This window comes from Caballeronia sp. INML3B (assembly GCF_023631305.1).
GTDB classification, from domain to species: domain Bacteria; phylum Pseudomonadota; class Gammaproteobacteria; order Burkholderiales; family Burkholderiaceae; genus Caballeronia; species Caballeronia turbans.
In genome coordinates this window covers 1-21,789 of the sequence record NZ_JALQDI010000084.1, presented here as the reverse complement: position 1 = coordinate 21,789, position 21,789 = coordinate 1, and the positions used below count along the sequence as shown (strand labels likewise).

General features: G+C 65.2%; 17 protein-coding genes and 4 pseudogenes. 13 read left to right on the top strand and 8 right to left on the bottom strand.

Features of this window, described 5'->3' with window-relative positions; genetic code table 11:
• Positions 1 to 11: 11 nt before the first annotated feature.
• Positions 12 to 1,046, bottom strand: coding sequence for a substrate-binding domain-containing protein (locus NCS58_RS33480; protein ID WP_061117255.1), 1,035 nt, complete (start codon positions 1,044 to 1,046; stop codon positions 12 to 14).
• A 530-nt stretch (positions 1,047 to 1,576) separates the two neighbouring features.
• On the opposite strand from NCS58_RS33480, the gene NCS58_RS33475 reads away from it, so the two are divergent.
• Complete coding sequence (locus NCS58_RS33475; RefSeq protein ID WP_086960825.1) at positions 1,577 to 1,879, top strand: hypothetical protein; 303 nt, start codon at positions 1,577 to 1,579, stop codon at positions 1,877 to 1,879.
• A gap of 82 nt (positions 1,880 to 1,961) precedes the next feature.
• On the opposite strand, the gene NCS58_RS33470 is transcribed toward NCS58_RS33475, so the two are convergent.
• The gene (locus tag NCS58_RS33470; protein ID WP_143756295.1) at positions 1,962 to 2,483 is read right to left on the bottom strand and encodes a hypothetical protein; all 522 of its coding nucleotides are present in this window, start codon (positions 2,481 to 2,483) and stop codon (positions 1,962 to 1,964) included.
• 10 nt (positions 2,484 to 2,493) lie between these two features.
• Here NCS58_RS33470 and NCS58_RS33465 point away from each other — a divergent pair.
• Positions 2,494 to 2,754 (top strand): annotated as a pseudogene (locus tag NCS58_RS33465) (amino acid ABC transporter permease); the annotation flags it as partial.
• A gap of 24 nt (positions 2,755 to 2,778) precedes the next feature.
• A complete protein-coding gene (locus tag NCS58_RS33460; protein ID WP_061116969.1) occupies positions 2,779 to 4,386 on the top strand; it encodes a rhodanese-like domain-containing protein in 1,608 nt (535 codons plus the stop codon).
• Positions 4,387 to 4,440: 54 nt separating this feature from the next.
• On the opposite strand, the gene NCS58_RS33455 is transcribed toward NCS58_RS33460, so the two are convergent.
• Positions 4,441 to 5,808 carry an LLM class flavin-dependent oxidoreductase gene (locus tag NCS58_RS33455; protein WP_061116968.1) on the bottom strand — a complete coding sequence of 456 codons (1,368 nt, stop codon included), beginning with the start codon at positions 5,806 to 5,808 and terminating at the stop codon, positions 4,441 to 4,443.
• Positions 5,809 to 6,039: 231 nt separating this feature from the next.
• On the opposite strand from NCS58_RS33455, the gene NCS58_RS33450 reads away from it, so the two are divergent.
• Genes NCS58_RS33450 through NCS58_RS33430 form a run of 5 tightly spaced genes read left to right on the top strand, consistent with a single transcriptional unit; the run spans position 6,040 to position 12,270 of the window.
• Positions 6,040 to 6,783 (top strand): SDR family NAD(P)-dependent oxidoreductase, encoded by a 744-nt coding sequence (locus NCS58_RS33450; RefSeq protein WP_250478511.1) that lies wholly within the window; start codon positions 6,040 to 6,042, stop codon positions 6,781 to 6,783.
• A 40-nt stretch (positions 6,784 to 6,823) separates the two neighbouring features.
• A complete protein-coding gene (locus NCS58_RS33445; protein WP_061116966.1) occupies positions 6,824 to 8,488 on the top strand; it encodes a rhodanese-like domain-containing protein in 1,665 nt (554 codons plus the stop codon).
• Complete coding sequence (locus tag NCS58_RS33440; protein ID WP_250539032.1) at positions 8,485 to 9,678, top strand: LLM class flavin-dependent oxidoreductase; 1,194 nt, start codon at positions 8,485 to 8,487, stop codon at positions 9,676 to 9,678. The genes NCS58_RS33445 and NCS58_RS33440 overlap by 4 nt, the downstream gene beginning before the upstream one ends.
• Complete coding sequence (locus tag NCS58_RS33435; RefSeq protein ID WP_061116964.1) at positions 9,675 to 11,012, top strand: LLM class flavin-dependent oxidoreductase; 1,338 nt, start codon at positions 9,675 to 9,677, stop codon at positions 11,010 to 11,012. Before NCS58_RS33440 ends, NCS58_RS33435 begins: the two co-directional genes overlap by 4 nt.
• Positions 11,013 to 11,034: 22 nt before the next feature.
• Complete coding sequence (locus NCS58_RS33430) at positions 11,035 to 12,270, top strand: SfnB family sulfur acquisition oxidoreductase (protein ID WP_061117254.1); 1,236 nt, start codon at positions 11,035 to 11,037, stop codon at positions 12,268 to 12,270.
• Between the two features lie 60 nt (positions 12,271 to 12,330).
• On the opposite strand, the gene NCS58_RS33425 is transcribed toward NCS58_RS33430, so the two are convergent.
• Genes NCS58_RS33425 through NCS58_RS33415 form a run of 3 tightly spaced genes read right to left on the bottom strand, consistent with a single transcriptional unit; the run spans position 12,331 to position 15,029 of the window.
• Positions 12,331 to 13,332: an ABC transporter substrate-binding protein gene (locus NCS58_RS33425; RefSeq protein ID WP_061116963.1), complete on the bottom strand. Its 1,002-nt coding sequence runs from the start codon at positions 13,330 to 13,332 to the stop codon at positions 12,331 to 12,333.
• A gap of 28 nt (positions 13,333 to 13,360) precedes the next feature.
• Entirely contained in the window at positions 13,361 to 14,119 is a 759-nt protein-coding gene (locus NCS58_RS33420) for an ABC transporter ATP-binding protein (protein WP_061116962.1), read from the bottom strand.
• A 1-nt stretch (position 14,120) separates the two neighbouring features.
• Positions 14,121 to 15,029 (bottom strand): ABC transporter permease, encoded by a 909-nt coding sequence (locus tag NCS58_RS33415; protein WP_061117253.1) that lies wholly within the window; start codon positions 15,027 to 15,029, stop codon positions 14,121 to 14,123.
• 416 nt (positions 15,030 to 15,445) lie between these two features.
• Here NCS58_RS33415 and NCS58_RS33410 point away from each other — a divergent pair.
• Both NCS58_RS33410 and NCS58_RS33405 read left to right on the top strand, forming a co-directional pair.
• A pseudogene (locus tag NCS58_RS33410) lies at positions 15,446 to 15,688 on the top strand (ketopantoate reductase family protein); the annotation flags it as partial.
• A pseudogene (locus tag NCS58_RS33405) lies at positions 15,673 to 15,807 on the top strand (CoA transferase); the annotation flags it as partial. The pseudogenes NCS58_RS33410 and NCS58_RS33405, both read left to right, overlap by 16 nt.
• A gap of 81 nt (positions 15,808 to 15,888) precedes the next feature.
• Here the strand turns inward: NCS58_RS33405 and NCS58_RS33400 are convergent.
• Entirely contained in the window at positions 15,889 to 17,310 is a 1,422-nt protein-coding gene (locus NCS58_RS33400) for an aldehyde dehydrogenase family protein (protein ID WP_061116960.1), read from the bottom strand.
• A gap of 100 nt (positions 17,311 to 17,410) precedes the next feature.
• Here NCS58_RS33400 and NCS58_RS33395 point away from each other — a divergent pair.
• The 3 genes and pseudogenes from NCS58_RS33395 (at position 17,411) to NCS58_RS33385 (ending at position 21,606) form a co-directional block, all read left to right on the top strand.
• A pseudogene (locus NCS58_RS33395) lies at positions 17,411 to 18,350 on the top strand (LysR family transcriptional regulator).
• Positions 18,351 to 18,799: 449 nt separating this feature from the next.
• On the top strand, positions 18,800 to 19,861 hold the full coding sequence (locus NCS58_RS33390; RefSeq protein ID WP_061116959.1) for an ABC transporter substrate-binding protein: 1,062 nt from the start codon (positions 18,800 to 18,802) through the stop codon (positions 19,859 to 19,861).
• Between the two features lie 20 nt (positions 19,862 to 19,881).
• Positions 19,882 to 21,606: a GMC family oxidoreductase gene (locus NCS58_RS33385; RefSeq protein ID WP_061116958.1), complete on the top strand. Its 1,725-nt coding sequence runs from the start codon at positions 19,882 to 19,884 to the stop codon at positions 21,604 to 21,606.
• Here NCS58_RS33385 and NCS58_RS33380 read toward each other — a convergent pair.
• Positions 21,594 to 21,789, bottom strand: a 196-nt coding sequence (locus tag NCS58_RS33380; protein WP_143756294.1) for an aldehyde dehydrogenase family protein, incomplete at its 5' end; no start/stop codon positions are given. The two genes, NCS58_RS33385 and NCS58_RS33380, sit on opposite strands and share 13 nt — an antisense overlap.

Genomic DNA, 21,789 nt, shown 5'->3' with positions numbered 1-21,789 from the left:
ACGTCACATGCTTACTTCTTGTCGAGCAAGGCCACGGTCTGCGGCAGCGTGTACGTCACATCGGCGATGCCGCCCGGTGGCGTCGCGGCGAGCTTCGCCGGCAACGCCTGTTGCGAGATGGCGAGCAGCGGCACGTTGATCGTCACTTCCTTCGGGATTTTCTTGCCCGCGAGCACCTGCTGCGCGACCCAGAACGCAAACGACACCGCGCCCGGCGGATTCGACAGCGAGCGCGACTCATAACCGGTCTTCGCCTGCTCGCTCCACCATTGCAGTTCGGGATAGGTGCTGCCGATGATCATCGGCGGCGCGGGACGATTCGCGGCCTTGAACGCCTGCGCGATGCCAAACGACATCTCGCCTTCGGTGGCGACGCCATCGACTTGCGGCAGTGTCGGAAGAATGCCGGCCACCGCCTTCTGCGCGACCGATTGCGTCCAGTCGCCGTTCACGGAGCCGACGAGCTTGAGCCCCGGATGCTTCTTGAGCCCTTCCAGCACGCCCTCGTGCATGAGGTTGTCGACGGAAATGCCTGCCACGCCGCGCACTTCCAGTATGTTGCCCTTGCCGTCGAGCTTCGTCGCCAGATAGTCGACGCCCTGCTCCGCCCAGCCCTTGAAGTCGAAATTGACGCGATACGCGCACGGCTCGTCGACGACGCCATCGAACGACACGACGACCACGCCCGCGGCGCAGGCTTTCTTGATCGTACCGTTGAGCGCGGTCGGCGATACCGCGTCGATGACGATCGCGTTATAGCCTTGCAAGATCAGGTTCTGAACCTGCTGCGCCTGTTCCGTCACCTGATTTTCGGCGGTCGTGAACGCGGGCGCGGCCGCGATCTTCTTGTCGGCCACCGCCTGCTGGGCGACGGCGCTCCAGCTCTTGAGCATCGACTGCCGCCACGCGTTACCCGCGAAGCTGTTCGATAACGCGATCTTCTTCTGCGCGGTGTCGCCGGTCGCGACCTGCGCGTGCGCGCCGCCTGCGAGCGCGCAAGCGGCGAGCGCCAGCGCGGCTCTCACCTGCACTCCTTTACGGAACATCGAGTCGTCTCCTTTCATTTTTCTTGTCGAGAGGCGCTGAGCGACTTTATCTACAGCACGCCCCTTCCGGGCGCATCGACGGAGTGCCGATGCGACGCTTCCAGTCTGTCTGCTTGATTCGTCCTGCGGTCAGGCCAATCGTAGTGGTCAGGCCACTCGATCGCGGAGCCAGTATAGCGACTGTTGGGTGGCTCGTGCAATCGCAGACGTTACCGGTAACAGCGTTGGAGAAAACGTCGGGCCTTAATCGACGAGCGCCAGGCGCGCGGCGTCACGCGGCGCGTCACGTTTCACACGATCCGACTCGTTCGACGGTAATTGGTTGCCGTGCGGACGACGCTTGCGAGTGCGGGATTACCCTCATCGCGCGAGCATCCGTGAATGCGCTGGCGGAGGCAAACATCGGCGTATTCCGAAGCGATTTATCATTGAGGACGTTTGCACGCACAACGTCAGCGGCTCGGATTCAGGCGGAGGATCGCTGATCGCCGCATTCCGATAGTCGTCAAACCGCAGCGGAGAAACAAGTAATGGAGAACGGCGAATCGCCACGGCGTGTGGCTTACAAGAATGAAACCCAGGCCGGCGGCCCGGGCTGGCTCGGCCGGTCGCTGGCCGTCGTTCTGAGCGTGATCGTGCTCGTCGCGGCCGCGATGCTGTCGCTGATCCTGCTCGCCATCCTCTTCGGGGTCGGCACGATCGTCGTCGGCTATCTCTGGTGGAAGACGCGCGCGCTGCGCCGGGCGCCGCGCGCGTTCGGCGATGACGGCAGAACCGTCGACATGGAGATCTTTCACGAGAACGCTTCTGACGACGATCCCGCGCGACGCTGACGATCGTTACTGATCCTCCGTGCGCGGAAAAGGCTCTCGATCGGCCACGGCGTGCTAGCGCGCGCCACCCGACGCGCCCGCATCAACGCGGCCTGTGCAGACGATAACCGGCGCGCGCAGCATCGCCGATTTGCGCGGGCAACTGCTCCTCCCATTGCAGATACTTCGTGATCGCCGCGACGTTGCCCTCGTGACGATCGTGCGCCCAGAACAGATAGTCGATCCGCGCTTCGTCGGCGGGATGCTGCGGCGTGGCATCCACCGGCAAGTCGGCCGCGCGCCACGCCGCGACGCCGCCGCGCACGCATTCGATCTGCGCGTCCGGCACGCGTTCGCGCAGATCGATCGCGACGAGCGAAGCGAGCGTGTCGTCGTCGCCGAACACGACGGCGGCCTGTTTCTCGCGCAACGTGTCGATGACCGCATCGAGACGCGCGCGGTTGACCCACTCCGCGCCCGCCGGATGACCCTTCCGGTACGCCGCGCTCGATCCCGCGACGAAGCCCGCCGCGCCCTCCCGCAATCGTTGCGCGGCCACCGGCGGCGCGATCCATGCCTGCGCGCGTGGCGGCGCATCGAAGTCCGCGGCGCGTCGATTGCGCACGAGCGTCACGCATATCGTGCTGCCGCAATGCGCGCGCCGCATGTTGCCGCCGTGGACGAACGTGTATGCGATCATCACGATGGGCACGGCGCTGTCTTCGCTCCTCGGCATCCACGATCTGATCGATACCGCGCAGATCGCGAGCAGCACGGTCGCGCGTTCCAGCTTCACGGTGCTCACGTATGTCGCCACGCTCGTCGTGTTCTTCGCGTATTGCTATCCGGTTTCGCGCTTCACGCGCTGGCTCGAACGCCGCGTGAACGTCCAGTAAACCCGTCACATCGAATCTGCCGGAATGACCTCTTATCCGCTGCGCACGTATGAAGACGTGCGCGAAACGCTCCTTTCCAAAGGGGAGCTCGCCCTGCTCGACGTGCGCGAGGAAGATCCGCACGCGCAGTGTCATCCGCTGTTCGCAGCGAATTTTCCGCTTGCCCGCATCGAACTCGATGCCTGCACGCGCCTGCCGCGCCGCGACGTGCCGATCGTGCTGTTCGACGACGGCGAAGGACTCGCGGCACGCGCCTTCGAGCGGTTCGCCGCACTCGGCTTCAGGCAGGTCGCGCTGCTCGCGGGCGGCCTCGACGGCTGGATTCGCGCAGGCGGCGAAGTGTTCCGCGACGTCAACGTGCCGAGCAAGGCGTTCGGCGAGTTCGTGGAAGCGCGGCGCCACACGCCATCGCTTTCGGCCGAAGCGCTCGACGCCTTGCAAAAGAGCGGCGCGGACGTGGTCGTGCTCGACGCGCGCCGCTTCGGCGAATACCGCACGATGAACATTCCCGGCAGCGTCAGCGTGCCCGGCGCGGAACTGGTGCTGCGCGCACGTGCGCTCGCGCCGGATCCGGCGACGCGCATCGTCGTGAACTGCGCGGGCAGGACGCGCAGCATCATCGGCGCGCAATCGCTCGTCAACGCCAAGCTGCCGAACCCCGTCGCAGCCCTGCGCAACGGCACGATCGGCTGGACGCTCGCGGGAAAGACCCTCGAACACGGCAGCGAACGGCGCTTCGATATCGATGCAGGACGCGATCCGCATACGCTCGATGCATCGCGCCGGTCGGCGCACGCGCTCGCCACGCGCGCCGGCGTGCGCCGCACCTCGCTAGACGAAGCGGCGCGCTGGGCGAGCGAAGCATCGCGCACGACGTATCGCTTCGACGTGCGCACGCCGGATGATTACGAAGCCGGCCATGCGCCCGGCTTTCGGGACGCGCCCGGCGGCCAGCTCGTGCAGGAAACGGAGATGTATGCGCCGGTGCACGGCGCGCGCGTCGTGCTCTTCGACGACGACGGCGTGCGCGCGAACATGACCGCGTCATGGCTCGCGCAGATGAACATCGAAACTTATGTCGTCGATGGCGCGAATCGCGGCGACCTGACGGAAACCGGCCCGTATCGTCCCGAGCGGCCGCAGCCCGCGCCTTTACCGACGATTTCGCCGCAGGCCCTTGCCGCGCTTCTCGACGATCCGTCGCACGGCGTGGTGCTGCTCGACGTCGCGCCAAGCGCGAAGTTCGTGAAAGCGCATATTCCCGCGGCGCACTGGATCTTGCGTTCGCACCTCGCGCCCGGCTACGACGATTTGCGCAATCTGCCCGACGCGCGGCGCTACGTGCTGACCTGCGGCTCGGGCGCGTTGGCGGCGTTCGCCGCCGCGGATGTCGCCGCACTGACCGGCAAGTCTGTGTCCGTGCTCGATGGCGGCAATGCGGCGTGGACACGCGCGGCACTGCCGACCGAGGGCGGAGCGTCGCAGCTCGCATCGCCGCCCATCGATCGTTATCGCCGTCCCTATGAGGGCGTCGGCAATGCGCGCGAAGCCATGCAGGCGTATCTCGATTGGGAGTATGGCCTCGTCGCGCAACTGGACCGCGACGGCACGCACGGCTTTTTCGTGATCTGAGAAAAGCGCGCGACTTTCCCAGGCAGTTGCGCACCGCATCGCGGGCGGCGCTCCTCAGGCCGCCCGATAACGCGCACCGGGATGAGTGTCCCGCAGATGGGGCCCGCCGCCCGCGAACAGCTTCTCCCGCAAGGTGCCGTCCGCATAGGCCGCGCGGTAACGGCCGCGGCTCTGCAACTCCGGCACGACCAGATCGACGAACGCATGCAGGCTCTCCGGCATGACCGTGCGCCGCAGATTGAAGCCATCGACGCCCGTTTCATCGGCCCACGCGACGAGCTGATCCGCCACTTCTCGCGGATCGCCAACAATGAACGGGCCGCGGCCGCCGATCTGATCGAAGCGCGTCATGTCGCGCGGCGTGATCGGCCGCCCGGCACGCTTCGTCAGGTTTTCGACGGTCGATTGCAGCGCGTTGCTCTTGACAAAGCGGATCGGCTCGTCGAGATCCATCGCCGCGAAGTCGATGCCGGTCCATCCCGACACGAGTGCCAGTTGACCGGGCGTATCGACATATTCCGCGTATTCGGCGTGTAGCTCGCGCGCTTCCCTGGATGTACGGGCCACCACGACCGTCGCGCCGAGATAAAGGAGCACGTCGTGGGGAGCGCGGCCGGCATCGACGGCATGCTTGCGGATGTCGCGCGCCGCCGCCGCGACGATGGCAGGCGTCTGGCCTTCGAGGAACACGCATTCCGCGTGCTTGCCCGCGAACGCCTTGCCGCGTCCCGATGCCCCGGCCTGATACAACACCGGCGTGCGCTGCGGCGAGGGCTCCGCGAGGTTGAAGCCATCGACGCGAAAGTACGGCCCTTCGTGCGACACGCGGCGGATCTTCGACGGGTCCGTGTACGGCTTGCCCGTGCGCTTGTCACGCACGACCGCGCCGTCCGTCCAGCTTCCTTCCCATAACTTGTAGACGGCTTCGAGGAAGTCCTCGCCCGCCGCGTAGCGCTCATCGTGCTCGCGCGCTTTCTCAAGTCCCATGCCGCGGGCCGCGCTCTCCAGATATCCGGTGACGACGTTCCAGCCCGCGCGCCCGCCGGTCAGATGATCGAGCGTGGAAAAGCGCCGCGCGAACTGATACGGATGCTCGTACGTCAGATTGACGGTCACGCCGAAGCCCAAGTGCTTGGTCGCATGCGCCATCGCGGGCACCGTCAGCATCGGATCGTGCGAGGGCGATTGCGCAGCGGCGAACAGGGTCGCGTCGACGCCACCGCCATAGACGTCGTAGATGCCGAAGACATCGGCCAGAAACACGCCGTCGAACAGGCCACGCTCGGCAGTCCGTGCAAGCTCGACCCAGTAGTCGAGCGTGTTGTGTTCGAGAGAACGGTCGCGCGGATGCCGCCAGAAGCCGGCCCACGAATGCGCGGGTGCATTCATGTGAAACGCGTTGAAATGGAGATGTCTGTTCATGGTGCGCGCTCTTTGTCCCGGCCGGCATTTCGCAGCGATACACACTAGGAGAGAGGCCGCATCGCGCCAACCAAGTTAATCAGCTAAGCAATTTGAGCGGTCGCTGCAAAACCCATTACGCCTGTCGTGGATACCTCAGTGGACCCGTCATGCAGAGCTTTCGCGAAATGATCCGTTCGTCCTGGCGAGACGAGCGACCAACATGGAGAGCTTTCATTCCATGTTCAGTCCATGTCCAGTCACGACCAGTTCAATGACCGGGTTTTCTGGGTCACAGGCGCATTCGGCGCGCTCGGAGCGGCCGTCGTGCGAAGACTCGCTTTCGGGGGCGCGCATGTCGTCGCGTCCTCGCGCAACGTCGATGCCCCGCTCTTCACGGACTTGCCCCGCGTCGTCCCGCTTTCCGTGGACGTCGCCGACGACAGGCGCGTACGCGAGGCCTTTGCGCACATCGACCAACGATTCGGCCGTCTCGATGGCCTCGTGCTCAGCACGAACGTCGGCGCGTTCGGCGACTTTCTCGACCTGGACGACGACGACTGGCAACGCGTCATCGATGCGAAGCTGCTCGGCTCTGTGCGGCCGATCCGTGCGGCGCTGCCGCGCTTCATCGCGCAGGGCAAGGGCGCGATCGTCGCGATTTCCGGCCGCGGCGGCATTGCACCGCCGCCGAACCATTTCCCCGGTTCGAGCGTCAACGCCGCGCTCGATCTGCTCGTGCAGGGCCTCGGGCGCAAGTACGGGCCTCATGGCGTGCGCGTCAACGCGGTCGCGCCCGGCCCGATCGAGACCCCGCGCTTCGCGTCGATGGCGACCGGTCAGGCCGATGCCGAACCCACGCGTCTCACCGCGCTGCAAGGCCCCGGCACGCCCGGCGACGTCGCGGCGGCGGTCACGTATCTGCTCTCGGACGATGCCCGCTTCGTCACCGGCACGCGTCTCTATGTCGATGGCGGCGGCCCGCCCTACGCCTGATTTTTCGATACCGCTCCCTACTTTCAAGGACTTTTCTCTCATGTCCCGTTCCGTATCCGCCTCGCAGTTGCGCACGCTCATCGCTCAACGCTCCGAACTCGCCGTGCTCGACGTGCGCGAGGAAGGCGTCTGCGCGCGCAAGCGTCTGTTCTATTCGTCTGTTGCGCCGGTGGGCCGCATCGGCCTGCTGATCGATCGCCTCGTGCCGCGCCTTGGCACACCCATCGTTCTCGTCGATACCAGCGGCGAGTACACGCCGCGCGCAGCCGCTTTGCTCGAACGCTGGGGTTATACCGACGTCGCGATACTCGAAGGCGGCGTCGAAGGCTGGGCGCAGGCGGGCTTCGAAATTTTTTCGGGCACCAATGTGCCGGGCAAGGCATTCGGCGAAGTCATCGAGCACAAGCTGCATACGCCCAATATCGACGCCTTGACGTTGAAAGCCCGTCAGGATGCCGGCGACGATCTCGTCGTACTCGACTCGCGTCCGTTCGGCGAATTCAACACGATGAGCATTCCCGGCGGCATCGATTGCGCGGGCGCGGAACTCGTCTATCGCGCGCTGGCCACGGTGCCTTCGCCGGATACGCTGATCGTCGTGAACTGCGCGGGCCGCACACGCAGCATTCTCGGTGCACAGTCGCTGATCAATGCGGGCGTGCCGAACCCGGTCGCCGCGCTCACGGGCGGCTCGATGTCGTGGCTGCTCGAAGGCCTCGAGCTCGAACACGGCAAGATCCGCACGGCGCCGCGCCCCGAAGGCCAGGCGCTCGCGACCGCGCGCGAACTCGCCGCCGCCGCTGCGCGCCGCGCGTATGTGCCGGTCATCGACCGCGAGACGCTCGCCGCGCTCGAACGCGAAAGCGGCGAACGCACGCTGTATCGCTTCGACGTGCGCGATCCGCTCGAATATGAAGCGGGTCATCCGGCAGGCTGGCAGAACGCGCCCGGCGGACAGCTCGTGCAGGCGACCGACGAATACGTCGGCACGCTGCATGCGCGCGTCGTGCTGCGCGACGACGACGGCGTGCGCGCGCGCATGACTGCGTCGTGGCTCAAGCAACTGGGCTATCTCGATGTCCGCGTGCTCGACGATGCCGCGAGCGCGTCGCTCGTCGCGGAGCACGTCGAAGCCGGTGCGCAGGCCGTGCGCGTGCGTCCGCACGGCGCGCGCACGCGCTGGATAGAAGCCGATGCGTTGTTGCGCGAGATCGAAGCGGGCACGGTGCAGACCATCGATATCGACAGCAGCCTCGCATTCCGCCGCGCCCATGTGAAGGGAGCGCGCTTCGTCGCGGCGAGCGCGGTTCTCGCGCATCTGAACGATCTGCCGCGCGACACGCTGATCGTGCTCACGTCCGAAGACGGCGTGCTCGCGGGACTCGTCGCGGCAGAAATCGCGCAGACGCGCGGCGGCGTGTCCGCGCTGATCGGCGGCACGCGCCGCTGGCTTGCGCTCGGGCTGCCGCACGAGGCGGGCGACGCCGGCAACCTGACCGGCGACGACGACGCGTGGTACAGCCCGTATCACGCAGAGCCGGATCAGGTCGCCGCGCAAATGAACGCGTACCTCGCCTGGGAACTGCAACTCGTCGAACAGGTAAATCGCGACGCGATCGCGTCCATCGACGTGCTCGACTTCGAAACGTCCACCGCGCGCCGCAGCCGCGAACGGCTCGCCGAAATCGCGGGGCGTGCGGCATGAGCCCTGCGTTCGACGGCTCATCGGGCCCGGCGGACATCGAAGGCAGTCCGCTGCACGCGGCGTTCCAGCAGCCGCTGATTCTGGGCCTTTTTCTGCCGATCCAGAACGGCGGCTGGTCCATCTCGACGCTGCCGCGCGGCACCGACTGGCGCTTCGACTACAACGCGCGCCTGACGAAGCAGGCCGAAGCGCTCGGCTTCGATCTCGTCTTCGGACTCGCGCAATGGCTCGGCAAGAACGGCCACGGCGGCCAGATGAAGTATCGCGAGCAGTCGCTCGATGCGTTCATCGCGACGAGCGCGCTCGCCGCGATCACCGAGCGCATTCTGCTGATCTCGACGGTGCATGCGCTATACGGCCCCTGGCATCCGCTGCATCTCGCGAAGTTCGGCGCGACGCTCGATCACATCTCCAACGGGCGCTGGGGCATCAATCTCGTGACCGGCCACGTCTCCACCGAATGGGCGATGTTCGGCCAGCCGATGATCGAGCATGACGAGCGCTATGCACGCGCGGCGGAATTCGTCGGCGTGCTCGACACGCTCTGGCGCAGCGACGCGAACCTGACGATCCGCACCCCGCGCTGGCAGCTCGACGATGCCTTCGTGAGCCCGCGCCCGCGTTATCGCCGTCCGGTGCTGGTCAACGCGACCGGCTCGGATGCCAGCATCGACTATGCGGTGCGTCATTCGGACCTCATTTTCATCACGAGTCCGGCGGGCGCGGATTTCGACGACGCCATCGGCGCCTTGCCCGCGCATACCGCGAAGATTCGCGACGGCGCCGCGCGCGTGAAACGGAGCGTACGCACGCTGATCAACCCGACGATCGTGTGCCGTCCGACCGAGCGCGAGGCGCATGCGTACCGCGACGCCATCGTCGCGCACGCCGATGAAGGCGCGCTCGACGGCTTCGTCGGGCAAGGCAGGCGGAGCGACGCGCGAGCGTGGGCGAAGCACAAACGCGAGCAGCGCATCCTCGGCGGCAATCTGCATCTGATCGGTTCGCCCGAGCAGATCGTCGACAAGCTCGTCGCGCTCAAACGCGCCGGATGCGACGGCGTGCAATTGACCTTTTTCGACTTCGAACCCGATCTCGCCTATTTCGGTGAAGCTGTGCTGCCCTTGCTCGTAGAAGCGGGCCTGCGTCGCGACTTCGCTGGATCCAACTCTCTTCACACGACGACATGACCACCACGAGGCCGCGGCAACTTCATCTGAACACGAACATCACCGGCGTCGGGCGGCATCCGGCGGGCTGGCGCACGCTCGGCAATCCGCGTTCGATCATCGACCTGAACTTCTTCAAGGAGATCGCGGCGACGGCCGAGCGCGGCAAGCTCGATGCGGTGTTTCTCTCCGATACGCTGTCGCTGCGCAATCACGCCGAAGGCCCGTCGCAGGCGCTGGAACCGACCGTGCTGCTGACCGCGCTCGCGAGCGCGACGCAGCACGTCGGCCTGATCGCGACGGCATCGACCACGTTCAACGATCCGTTCAATCTCGCGCGCCGCTTCGCATCGGTCGATCATCTGAGCGGCGGGCGCATCGCGTTCAATGCGGTGACGACTTACGACACGCACGCCGCCGCGAACTTCAGCCACGAGATTCCGCTCTCGACCGAAGAACGGTATGCGCGCGCGCAGGAGTTCGTCGAGGTCGTGACGAAGCTGTGGGATAGCTGGGAAGACGGTGCCTTCGTGGCCGACCGCTCGTCGGGCCGCTATACGGATCCCTCGCGTGTGCATGCGATCGAGCATCGCGGCAAGTACTTTTCGGTGCGCGGGCCGCTGTCCGTGCCGCGCAGTCCGCAGGGACGGCCGGTGCTCGTGCAGGCCGGCTCGTCGGAAGGCGGCCGTGCGCTTGCCGCACGCTTTGCCGATGCCGTCTTTACCGCGCAGACCACGCTGCCGACCGCGCAAGCCTTCTATGCGGAGATGAAAGACCGCGTGCGCGCGCATGGCCGCGATCCCGATCATTTCCTGCTGCTGCCGGGGCTGTATCCGGTCGTCGGCGGAACGGAGCGCGAGGCGCGCGAACGCAAGGCCGAACTCGATGCGCTGCTCGATACCGATCGCGAAATCGCGCGGCTTGCGGGCGCGCTTGGCCTCGCGCCCGACGATCTGTCGATCGATGCGCCCTTGCCCTACGACCTCATCGGCAAGGTCGCGCGTTCGGACCTGCCACGCGGTTTCATCGACTCGACTGTCGCGCTCGCGAAGAGCGAGAACCTCACAGTGCGCGATCTGCTCGACCGTAACCCCGGCGCCCACCGGATGATCGTCGGCACGCCCGAGCAGATCGCCGACGATATCGAGCAATGGTTCGAAGCACGCGGCGCGGACGGCTTCAACCTCAACGCAGACGTGTTTCCTTCGGGCCTCGCCGCATTCGTCGATCACGTCGTGCCGATCCTGCAGCGCAAGGGCATCTTTCGCCGCGACTACGAAGGCACGACGCTGCGCGATCATCTCGGCCTGCCGCGGCCGGCCAGCCAGTATGCGTCGTCGGCGCATGCCGCATGAACATCGAAAGGACACGAACCGCATGACACAGGACACGCAACGCACGCGCGCGGCGCTTCTCCGCTCGGACGACGAAGCCATCGAAACCGCGCGGCGTCTCGCCGCCGAATTTGCCGTCGGCGCCGCCGCGCGCGATCGCGATCGCCGGTTGCCGCTAAACGAAGTCGAAGTCTTCAGCGCGAGCGGTTTATGGGGCATCGGCGTGCCGCGCGCATTCGGCGGCATCGATGTCTCCGTGCGCACCATCACGCAGGTGTTCGATACGATCTCAGCGGCGGATTCGTCGCTCGGGCAAATTCCGCAGAATCACTTCGCGACGCTCGAACGGCTGCGTCACGACGGCACCCCGAGTCAGCAGGACTTCTTCTTTTCACGCGCGCTCGCCGGGGAGCGCTTCGGCAATGCGACCGCCGAACCGGGCGACCGTTTGCCCTCGGAACACGAAACACGCGTGCGCCGCTGCGCAAACAGCGGCCGATTCGTGCTGACGGGGCGCAAGGTCTATTCGACCGGCGCGCTCTTCGCGCACTGGATTCCTGTCGCCGCGCGCGATGACGACGGCCTCCCCGTGACCGCCTTCGTCGCGCGGCATGCGCGCGGCGTCGAAGTCATCGACGACTGGTCGGGCTTCGGCCAGCGCACGACCGCGAGCGGTCAGGTGCGGCTCGACGAGGTCGAACTCGATGCGCTGCAGATCGTCGCGCGCGGACGGCATGCGAATATCGATGCGGCCAATGCCGTGTCGCAGGTGCTCCATGCGGCGATCGATCTCGGTATCGGCCGCGCCTCGCTCGATGAGACGAAGCGCTTACTGCACGCGCTCGCGCATCCGGCACGCGGCAGCGGGGCATCGCATGCGACCGGCGATCCGTACACGCTTCGCGACATCGGCGCACTGACGGTCGATCTGCATGCGGCCGAGGCGCTGACCGCGCGCGCCGCCGAGTCGATCGACCGGGCGCGCGACAAAGATGCGCCGCGCGAGGCCGTCGCCTTCGCCATCGTCGCGACGGCGGAAGCGAAGATCGTCACGACGCGTTTCGCGCTCGATGCATCGAACAAGCTGTTCGAGCTCGCGGGCACGCAATCGACGCTCTCGAAGCACAATCTCGACCGGCATTGGCGCAATGCGCGCACGCACACTTTGCACGACAGCGTGCGGTGGAAATATCACGCGGTCGGGCAGTATGCGTTGAACGATCTCATTTGCGATCCGTTCACTTACGCGAACCCATACACGAAGCTCGACAACGCCTGATGGTGCCGAAAGGACGAGCGGCGTGCCTCGATACCGGAGGCACGCCGTTTCTGCGAGGCTTCAGTGCGATGCGACGGCCTGCTTGTCGAACACCGGGTTGAACTCCACGTCCACCTTGATCTGATTCTTGATGTCGCCGGATTTGTAGAGCGTGTCCGCGATCTTCTGCTCGCGCGCCACCAGTTCCTTGTCGAGCGGATAGAACAGAGAACGGCCGTTTTCAGCGGAGAACTTTGCGCGCGCCGGGCTTTGCTTCATCTTCTCGAGATAGATCTTCTCGACTGCCGGCACGTTCTGCGCCCACCACGTCCACGAGTTCTTCAGGCGGCCGAGGAAGTCGCCGAGCGCCTCGCTCTTCTTCGGATCGCGCAGGACGTCGGTGCGTGCGGCGAACACGGACAACGCCGGAATTTCGAGTTCGTCGCTCTTGATGATGACGCGTGCATCGCCTTTGTCCACTGCTTCCTTGACCGGGCCGTAGCCGCCCGAATAGACCGCGACCTGCCCCGCATTGAACGCGGACGCGGATACGTTGCCGTCGCCAAACTTGACGGCTTCGAAGTCCTTGGGCTTGAGTCCGGCCTTCACATACGAGAGCACGTATTGCAGATAGTTGAAGCCACCGAAGTTATAGCCCCACGTCTTGCCCTTGAGATCGGCGAGGTTCTTGACGTCGGCGCTCTTGCGCACGACCGTGACGATAGGCGGATAGCTGTTGTCCGGATTGCGCCAGCCCGCGACGATCTGCAACGGCGCGGTCTCCGCGGTCCATGGCGTGCGCGCGTTGCCCTGTTCGATGATCAGCGACGTATCGCCCATCAGGCCGACGTCGAGCACCTTCGAATACAGTGCGGAGAGTTGCGCCGCCGGACCGGTCAGCACGGCCCATTTGACCTTGTACGGCGCACCGTCGAGCACGTGCGACGCTTCGACGATCAGCGGCCATGCGGCATCCTGCGTGCCGATTGTGAGCGTCAGCGGTTCGCCTTGCGCGAACGATGTCGACGACCCCGCGACGAAGCTCGTGACAAATAAAGCGATGAAGCGTTTCTTGAGGCGCATGAAGGTGGGATCCGAGTGGATGAAGTCTTTATGCCGCGTTTCCGGACGCGGCCTGCAATGCATCGTCGCCGACGCCGAGTTCCGCGAGCAGCCGCGCGCGCAACGCGATGGCCTGCTCGTCGCCGCGCGAACGGGGACGCGGAACATCGACCGTCACGTCCGCGCTGATCTCGCCCTGCGACAGCACGACGATGCGATCGGAAAGCAGAATGGCTTCGTCAATGTCGTGCGTAACAAGCACCACCGCAGGCGTATGCGCGAGCCACAGACGCGCGACGAGTTCGTACATGCGGATGCGCGTCAGCGCATCGAGTGCCGCAAACGGTTCGTCGAGCAGCAGCAGCTTCGGCTCGCGCACGAGCGCACGCGCGAGCGCGACGCGCTGAGCCTCGCCGCCGGAAAGCGTCTTCGGCCAGCCTTGCGCGTGGCGCGATAAGCCAACTTCGTCGAGCGCGGCGAGCGCGGACGGCTTCGCCGCACCCAGGCGGTCGTGGCCGATGACGACGTTTTCCCATACGCGCTTCGCGGGCACGAGACGCGGCTCCTGGAACACCACCGAGCGCGCCCCCGCGACGCGCACGCGGCCGCTGTCGGCGCGGTCGAGTCCGGCGAGGATGCGCAACAACGTCGTCTTGCCCGCGCCCGAGGCACCGAGCATCGAGACGAACTGGCCACGCTTGATGGCGAGCGAGACGTCCTTCAGCACCGCGCGCCCGGAAAACACGCGGCTCACGCCGTCGAGTTCGAGCGCGGATTCGCGCTGATGCAACGCGTCGAAACGTTCCATGTCACGCGAGTTCAAAACGCGGCCTCCACGGCAGAGCGAGATGTTCGAGCGCGCGCATCAAGAGGTCGGTGATAATGCCGAGCGCCGCATACACCAGAATGCCCGCGATGATGATGTCTGCGCGCTGATTCTGGTTCGCGTTCACGAGGATGTAGCCGATGCCGTTCTGCGCGTTGATCTGCTCGGCGACGACGAGCGCGAGCAAGGCGACGGCGCTCGAATAGCGCACGCCGACGAGGATCGACGGCAGCGCCGTCGGCAGAATGATGCGCAGCGCCACTTGCCGGCTGGACAGGCCAAACACTCGCGCCGCTTCGAGCAATTTCGGATCGACGCCGCGCACGCCCGCGTAGGTGTTGAGATACATCGGGAAGATCGTGGCCGCAAGAATCACCGCGACCTTGGCGCCTTCGCCGATGCCGAACCAAGTGATGAAGAGCGGAATCAGGGCAATGAACGGAATGGTGCGCAGCATCTGCAGCGGCGCATCGACGATCTCTTCGCCGACGCGCCACAGGCCCGCGAACAGGCCGGCCAAAAGACCGATACCGCCGCCGATGGCAAGGCCCGTCGCCGCGCGCACGAGCGACACGCCAATCGCGCTTTGCAGTTCGCCGTCCGCGATCAGTTCTTTCAGTGCCGCGACGATGACCGTCGGCGGCGGCAAGGTCTCGGGCGCGACGAGTTGCAGCGACGAGGCAAGCTGCCACAGGACGATCAACGCGAGCGGCACGCCGATACGCAGACCGCGCGAACGCAGTGCGCTTAACGCGAGCGCTCCTGGCTGCGCCGCTTCGCGGGTCGGCAGGTCGACGAGCGCGCGGGCATCGTTGGTACGCTTTTCGTCCCATTCGGAAGGCGCGCCGGCATCGAGCCGTAGCGCAGCAGAAGGATAGCGGGGCACGTTCATGGGCATGCGGGGCGGGGATGATCGGGAAAAGGTTGAACGAATGATGGTACGTTCGTCCCCACCCCGATCAAACGAAGCGTTTCCCGGATGCTATGCGCGCTTTTCCGAATAACTATTGCAGTTGAGAGACTTATGCGATCCGTTAGTCAGAAGTGCGGACGTTGGAACGAGCCGCGTTCTACGTCAGCAGCCAAGCGGATTGCTGACGTTGGCGGCGTGGCGCCGCAGGACTACAACTCCCGGCATCAGCGAGCTCACACTCACGCCCCCTTGCGGCCTTCCAGCATCAAACCTGCACAATGGCAGTTCAGGCGAAAGACATGGTGTTATCGCCCAATGCAATGATGTCATTGTAGCCATTGCATTGCCGATATGAACAGCAACTCGTATCGTGGACGCCATTCAAGGAGAGACCATTGAAGATTGCGATGCTGGGTGCCGGCGCACTGGGCTGCGCCATCGGCGCTGCGCTTACCGAAGCCGGTCACGAGACGTGGCTGCTCAACCGATCGGTCGCGCATGTCGAACCCATCCGCCGCGAAGGTTTGCGGGTCGACGACGCCAACGGTTCGCGGCATGTCATGGTCCGCGCAACGAGACGCGCCGCCGAGGCCGGTACGGTCGATCTGGTCGTCGTGCTCGTCAAGTCGTTCCATACAGCCACTTTCTCGCGGGCCCGTACGTGGGGCGCTGCCTCGCGGCACCCGGCGCCGAAGCCATCAAGGTCGAGCGTCCCGGCAGCAAAGAGCCCCGGAACGTATACGGGCGCGGTCATAGCAAGGGCGGCGCGCATCGCACCTTGCTGGAACTGCCGCTTCTGCTCGGCGAGGAAACGGCGCGCGCGGCGTCGGGCTGAGCGCTAGCGGGCGCCAAGCAGCGCCTTCGGCTCGAGAAATGCCTCAATCCCAAACGCACCGTATTCGCGACCGATGCCCGATTGCTTGAAGCCGCCGAACGGGGCGGCGGGCTCGTGAGCGAGCGTGTTGATTAGCACGCGCCCCGCTTCGATGCGCGCGGCAACGGCGTTCGCGCGCACCGTGTCGGATGAGCACACGTAGGCTTGCAGGCCGTAGGGCGTGTCGTTGGCGATGGCGATCGCTTCTTCCGTGTCGCCATACGCGATAATCGACAGCACCGGCCCGAAGATCTCCTCGCGCGCAATGGTCATGTCGTTGCGCACGTCGCTGAAGAGCGTGGGACGCACGAACCAGCCCGCGCCCACGTTGTCCGGACGTCCCTCGCCGCCCGCAATCAGCCGCGCGCCCTCTTCGATGCCCATGCGAATATAGTGCTGCACGCGCTCCCATTGCTTGCCGCTGACCATCGGTCCGATGCCCGTGCGCGGATCCCGCGGATCGCCCGACTGGATCTGCGCGACCGCGCGCACGATCTTATGCTCGAACTCCGCGAGCCGCGCCCGCGGCACCAGGATGCGGGTGCCCGCGATGCATGCCTGCCCGCTGTTCATGAAACCTGCATCGAGCGCGAGCGGCACGGCTGCATCGAAGTCCGCGTCGTCGAGCACGATCGTCGGCGACTTGCCGCCCAGTTCCAGCGTCACGCGCTTGAGCGTGTCAGCGGCGGTGCGCAGAATGGTCTTGCCGACGCGCGTCGAGCCGGTGAACGACAGCTTGGCGATATCCGGATGCGCGCTGATCTCCGCGCCGACAGTCTCGCCACGCCCGGTCACGATGTTGAACACCCCCGCGGGGAGCCCCGCGTCGTGCAGCGCCTCGGTGACCACGCGCGTCTGGATCGCGCTCATCTCGCTCGGCTTGACGACCGCCGTGCAGCCGGCCGCGAGCGCCGCCGCGAGTTTGCCGCAAATGAAGCCCGCGTCGCTGTTCCAAGGCGTGATCAGCCCGGCCACGCCGAGCGGCTGCATCACCACCCTGGCGGTTCCCGCCTCACGGACGAACGCGTAGTCTTCGAGCACGCTAGCCGCCTCGATCAGCACGTTGCTCGCGTGCCGCGCCATCCAGCGCCCGCGCGATACCGGCGCGCCATACTCCTCGACGATCGCCTCGAAAAGCGCATCTTCTTTCGCTACGACGGCGGCGTGCAGGCGCTTGAGCATGTCGATGCGCTCGCGCCTGTCCGTGCGGGAGAACGCTGAAAATGCCCGCTTCGCCGCCGCGACGGCGCGGCGCGCGTCTTGCGCGTCGGCGAGCCGCACGCGGCCGATCACACGCTCAGTGGCGGGATTGACGAGGTCGAAAAGCTCCTCGCCGTGCGGCGTGACGAAAGCGCCGTCTATATAGATTCGGTCGATGATCTGCATGATTCGTTTCGTTAGTCATTAACTTGAAACGAAGATAAGGCGTTTCGATTAATTCGACTAGCCGTACAATCCGGCATGACCTATTGAACGATTTAGCACAATGAAGACCTCTGGAATGGGAGAGCTCGAAGCGGTGCTGGCGGTCGCGCGGCATCGCAGCTTCCGGGCGGCGGCAAGGGAGATGAGCATCTCGACGTCCGCGCTGAGTCACGCGGTCGCCGCGCTCGAGGCCCGCATCGGCGTGCGGCTCTTCAACCGGACGACGCGCAGCGTGTCGCTCTCGGAGGCGGGCGCGCAGTTCGTGCAGAACGTCGCGCCCGCGCTCTCGGCCATCCGCGATGCGCTCGATCAGGCGGGCAGCTTCCGCGACCAGCCGTCGGGCACCTTGCGCATCAATACATCAGCGGGCGCGGCGCGTCAGGTGATGCCGCTTGTTCATCGCATTCCTTCAACGCTACCCCGACATGAAGCTCGATATCGTCACCGAAGGCCGGCTCATCGATATCGTGGTCGAAGGATTCGACGCGGGCATCCGTCTGAGCGAATCCGTGCCGCAAGACATGATCGCGGTGCCGTTTGGCGAACGGCAGCGCTTCGCCGTAGTCGGCAGCCCGGACTATTTCGGCCGACACCCGCCGCCGCGCACGCCCGCGGATCTGGCGGCGCACCGCTGCATCCGCAGCCGAATGCCGAGCGGCTCCATCTACCAATGGGAGTTCGAGCGTCACGGCGAAACCTTGCGCATCCACGGCGACGGCACGCTCACACTCGACGAACCCGGCCTGATGCTCGCTGCAGCGCGCGCGGGGCTCGGGCTCGCGTACCTGACCGAATGGAACGTGAGCACGGAACTCGCGGCCGGAACGCTCGTGCGCGTGCTGGAAGATTGGGCGCCGCCCCTCGACGGGCTCTGCCTCTACTTTCCCGGACGGCGCCACGTGCCAGCCGGGCTGCGAGCGCTGACGGACATGATCCGCGAATATGCCGAAGCGAATCGCAAGCGCGCGCCGAGCGCGCGCCAGCGTCCCGCGCGACGCTGATGGCGATGCACCGCGCTGCTGATCGGGGAGCGCTAGCAGAAACCCATCACTTCGTTCGGCGCCCGCTGGGGCAATCTCTCGATCCCGGCGTGATTCTCTATCTGCCGGTCGCCCGGGAATCCTAGCCTCGGCGAGACTAGCGCGAGCAATTCGATTCAACGTTGCACGGGCATCAGTTTGTCTATTGCGTGTTACACGGAAGCGCAAAGCAATCTCGACAGAGCAAGGCGACAGTTGCGCCAAACGTCTTCTTAAGGCGCGACGGGATGCGACCATTGCACTGACATAACATCAGGTCATGGTCGCTCCAACAATTCCGGCGTTGCCGCCGCGTATTTGACTCAATATATTTTTAGTCATCCACGCGCCGTCCTCGCTTTCGGTCGAAGCAAGCGGGATCGCGCGATCCGCAAGACATCCGCTTCAACCTTGTCGAGGAAAACGCCGTGATGAACATTGCAAGGTTCCGTTGCACGCACTTCCCCGTTCGCCCGCTCGCCATGACGTTGCTGCTCTCCATCGCAAGTGCGGCGCCCGCATCCGCGGCGGGCAAGATCACGTTCGTGTCGCAAGGCGGCGCGTATCAGGAAGCGCAGACCAAGGCGATTCTCGACCCCGCCGCGAAACAGCTCGGCATCACGATCAATCAGGACAGCATTCCGGACGCGTGGCCACAGATCAAGGCGCAAGGCGCGACGGGCAAGCCGATCTGGGACGTCGTCGATACGCCGCCTTCCAACTGCCTGCGCGGCGGACGAGAAGGTCTGGTGGAAAAGCTCGACTTTTCGAAGATTCCCAACGCGGCAACGGTCCCGGAGAAATACCGCACGCCTTATTCGGTCGCGTACGAGTTCTATTCGACCGTCATCGGCTATAACAAGAAGACGCTCAAGAAGGTGCCGCAAAGCTGGAAGGACTTCTGGGACGTGAAGAACTTTCCCGGCACGCGCGCGCTGCGCAACGATCCGATGACCGTGCTCGAAGCCGCGCTGCTCGCCGATGGCGTGCCGCGCGACAAGCTCTATCCGCTCGACGTGGACCGCGCGTTCAAGAAGCTCGAAGAGATCAAGCCGAACATCACCGTATGGTGGACCTCGGGCGGACAGTCCGCGCAATTGCTGCACGACGGCGAAGTCGATATGACGATGATCTGGAATGGCCGCGCAAGCGCCGTGATGAAGGATGATCCGGACGTCGCCTTTACGTTCAACGACGGCATTCTGCAGAACACGCAGCTTTGCATCCTGAAGAACGCGCCGAATCTGAACGATGCCGTGCGCTTCCTGAACGCGGCCCTATCGCCGGAATTGCAGGCGAATCTGCCGCTGTATATCGACTACGGCCCGGGGAATCCGGCAGCATTCAAAACCGGCAAGATCACCGACAAACGCGCCGCCGAATTGCCGAGCGCGCCAGCGAATGCGGCGAAGCAGGCGCTGCTGTCGGAGGATTGGTGGGCGTCGGAGCCGGGCATTCAGGCGAAGGCGCGTTGGCTCAAGTTCATGCAGTAGTGCGGCTTTGAGTGCCTCACGTGTTCGACTATCTTATTCTGGGGGGCGGCTCCGCTGGTTGCGTGCTGGCCGCGCGCCTTTCCGAAGATGCGCGAGCGAGCGTATGCCTCGTCGAAGCGGGCCGCGATATCTCCGCGCACACGATGCCCGATGCCATTCGCAGCCGTTATCCGGGCCGCGCGTATCTCGACGCGCGCAACATCTGGCAAACGTTGAAAGCGCGCATGAGCCGCAGCGCCGCCATGCGACGCTACGAACAGGCACGTCTTCTGGGCGGCGGCTCGGCCATCAACGCACTGATGGCCAATCGCGGCGCTCCCGCCGACTACGACGAATGGGAAGCGCTCGGCGCATCGGGCTGGAACTGGCAAACATGCCTGCCCTACTTTCGCGCGCTCGAAACGGATTGCGACTTCAGCGGCGCATTGCACGGCAGCGATGGCCCCGTGCGTATCCAGCGAACGGCATGGCCGCGCATATCGCCATTCGTGCGCGCGGTCCTTGGCTCGCTTGCCGAAAGCGGTCATGCATTGCACGATGATCAGAACGGGCCCTGGCAAGACGGCACCTTCATCGGTTCGATCGCGGTCAGTGCGCAGGGCGAACGCATTCCGACTTCAGTCTGCTATCTAGACGATGCCGTGCGCGCACGCAGCAACCTGACGATACGCACCGGCGAAGTCGTCGAGCGCATTCTGTTCGACGGCAAGCGTGCAATCGGCGCGCGCATCGTGAACGCGCACGGCACACGTGAAGAACTGAAGGCGCATCGCGTGATCGTATCGGCGGGTGCGATTCATAGTCCTGCATTGCTGATGCGAAGCGGGATCGGTCCCGCCGATGAACTCGCCTCGCTCGGCATCCATGTACTCGCTGATCGTCCGGGCGTCGGGCGCAATCTGATGGAGCATCCGTCGATTGCCGTGTCCGCATATCTCCCGCGCGCAGCGCGCACGCCGTTTCCGGACGAACATCACGAGCAGGCGATCGTGCGCTTCTCTTCCGGCTTGCCGAATACCGTTCCAGGCGACATGCATGGCGCGATCCTGTCGCGCTCTGGCTGGCACTCGGTTGGATATCGACTGGGAACGATCTTCTTCTGGGTCAACAAGTCGTATTCGCGCGGGCGCGTGACGCTTGCGTCAGCGAGTGCATTCGATGAACCCGATGTCGATTTCGCCATGCTCTCCGATTCGCGCGATCTCGAACGGCTCAAGCTTGCGTTGCGCTTCGGCGCTTCCGTTTTGTCATCGCCATCGATGAATGCGTATCGCGATGCGATCTTTCCGTCGAGTTATTCGCCACGCGTGGCCGCGGTGGCTGTTCCGGGAACATGGAACGCGGTGCAGCGCGGCGCGTTGAGCGCGTTGCTCGATCTCGCGGGACCGTTGCGCGGCCGGTTGATCAAGCATGTCGTGACGCAGGGCGTGACCATCGACGAACTGCTCGAAGACGATCACGCGATGACGGCGTTCGTGAAGCGTTCGGTGGGCGGCACCTGGCATCCGTCGGGAACGTGCCGCATGGGGGCATCGAACGATCCGTTGGCCGTAACTGATGCGCGCGGCGCGGTTCATGGCATAGAAGGCCTGTACGTGTGCGATGCATCGCTGATGCCGTCGCTTCCGTGCGCGAACACAAACGTGCCGACGATCATGATCGCGGAACGCGTGGCGGATGTGTTGCGTGGCACGGCGCGTGACGGACGCGAGCCGGCAACGCACATGCCCGACTACGCCCCGTAACCGACGATCCCCTTTACTTCGAGAAACGCCTCCAGTCCCCACTCGCCATATTCGCGCCCATTGCCCGACTGCTTGTAGCCACCGAACGGCGAGCCCGCATCCCAGACCGGATAATTCACGTAGACGCTGCCCGCGCGCATTTTCATGGCCACGCGCCGCGCACGTTCCTGATCCTTCGACTGC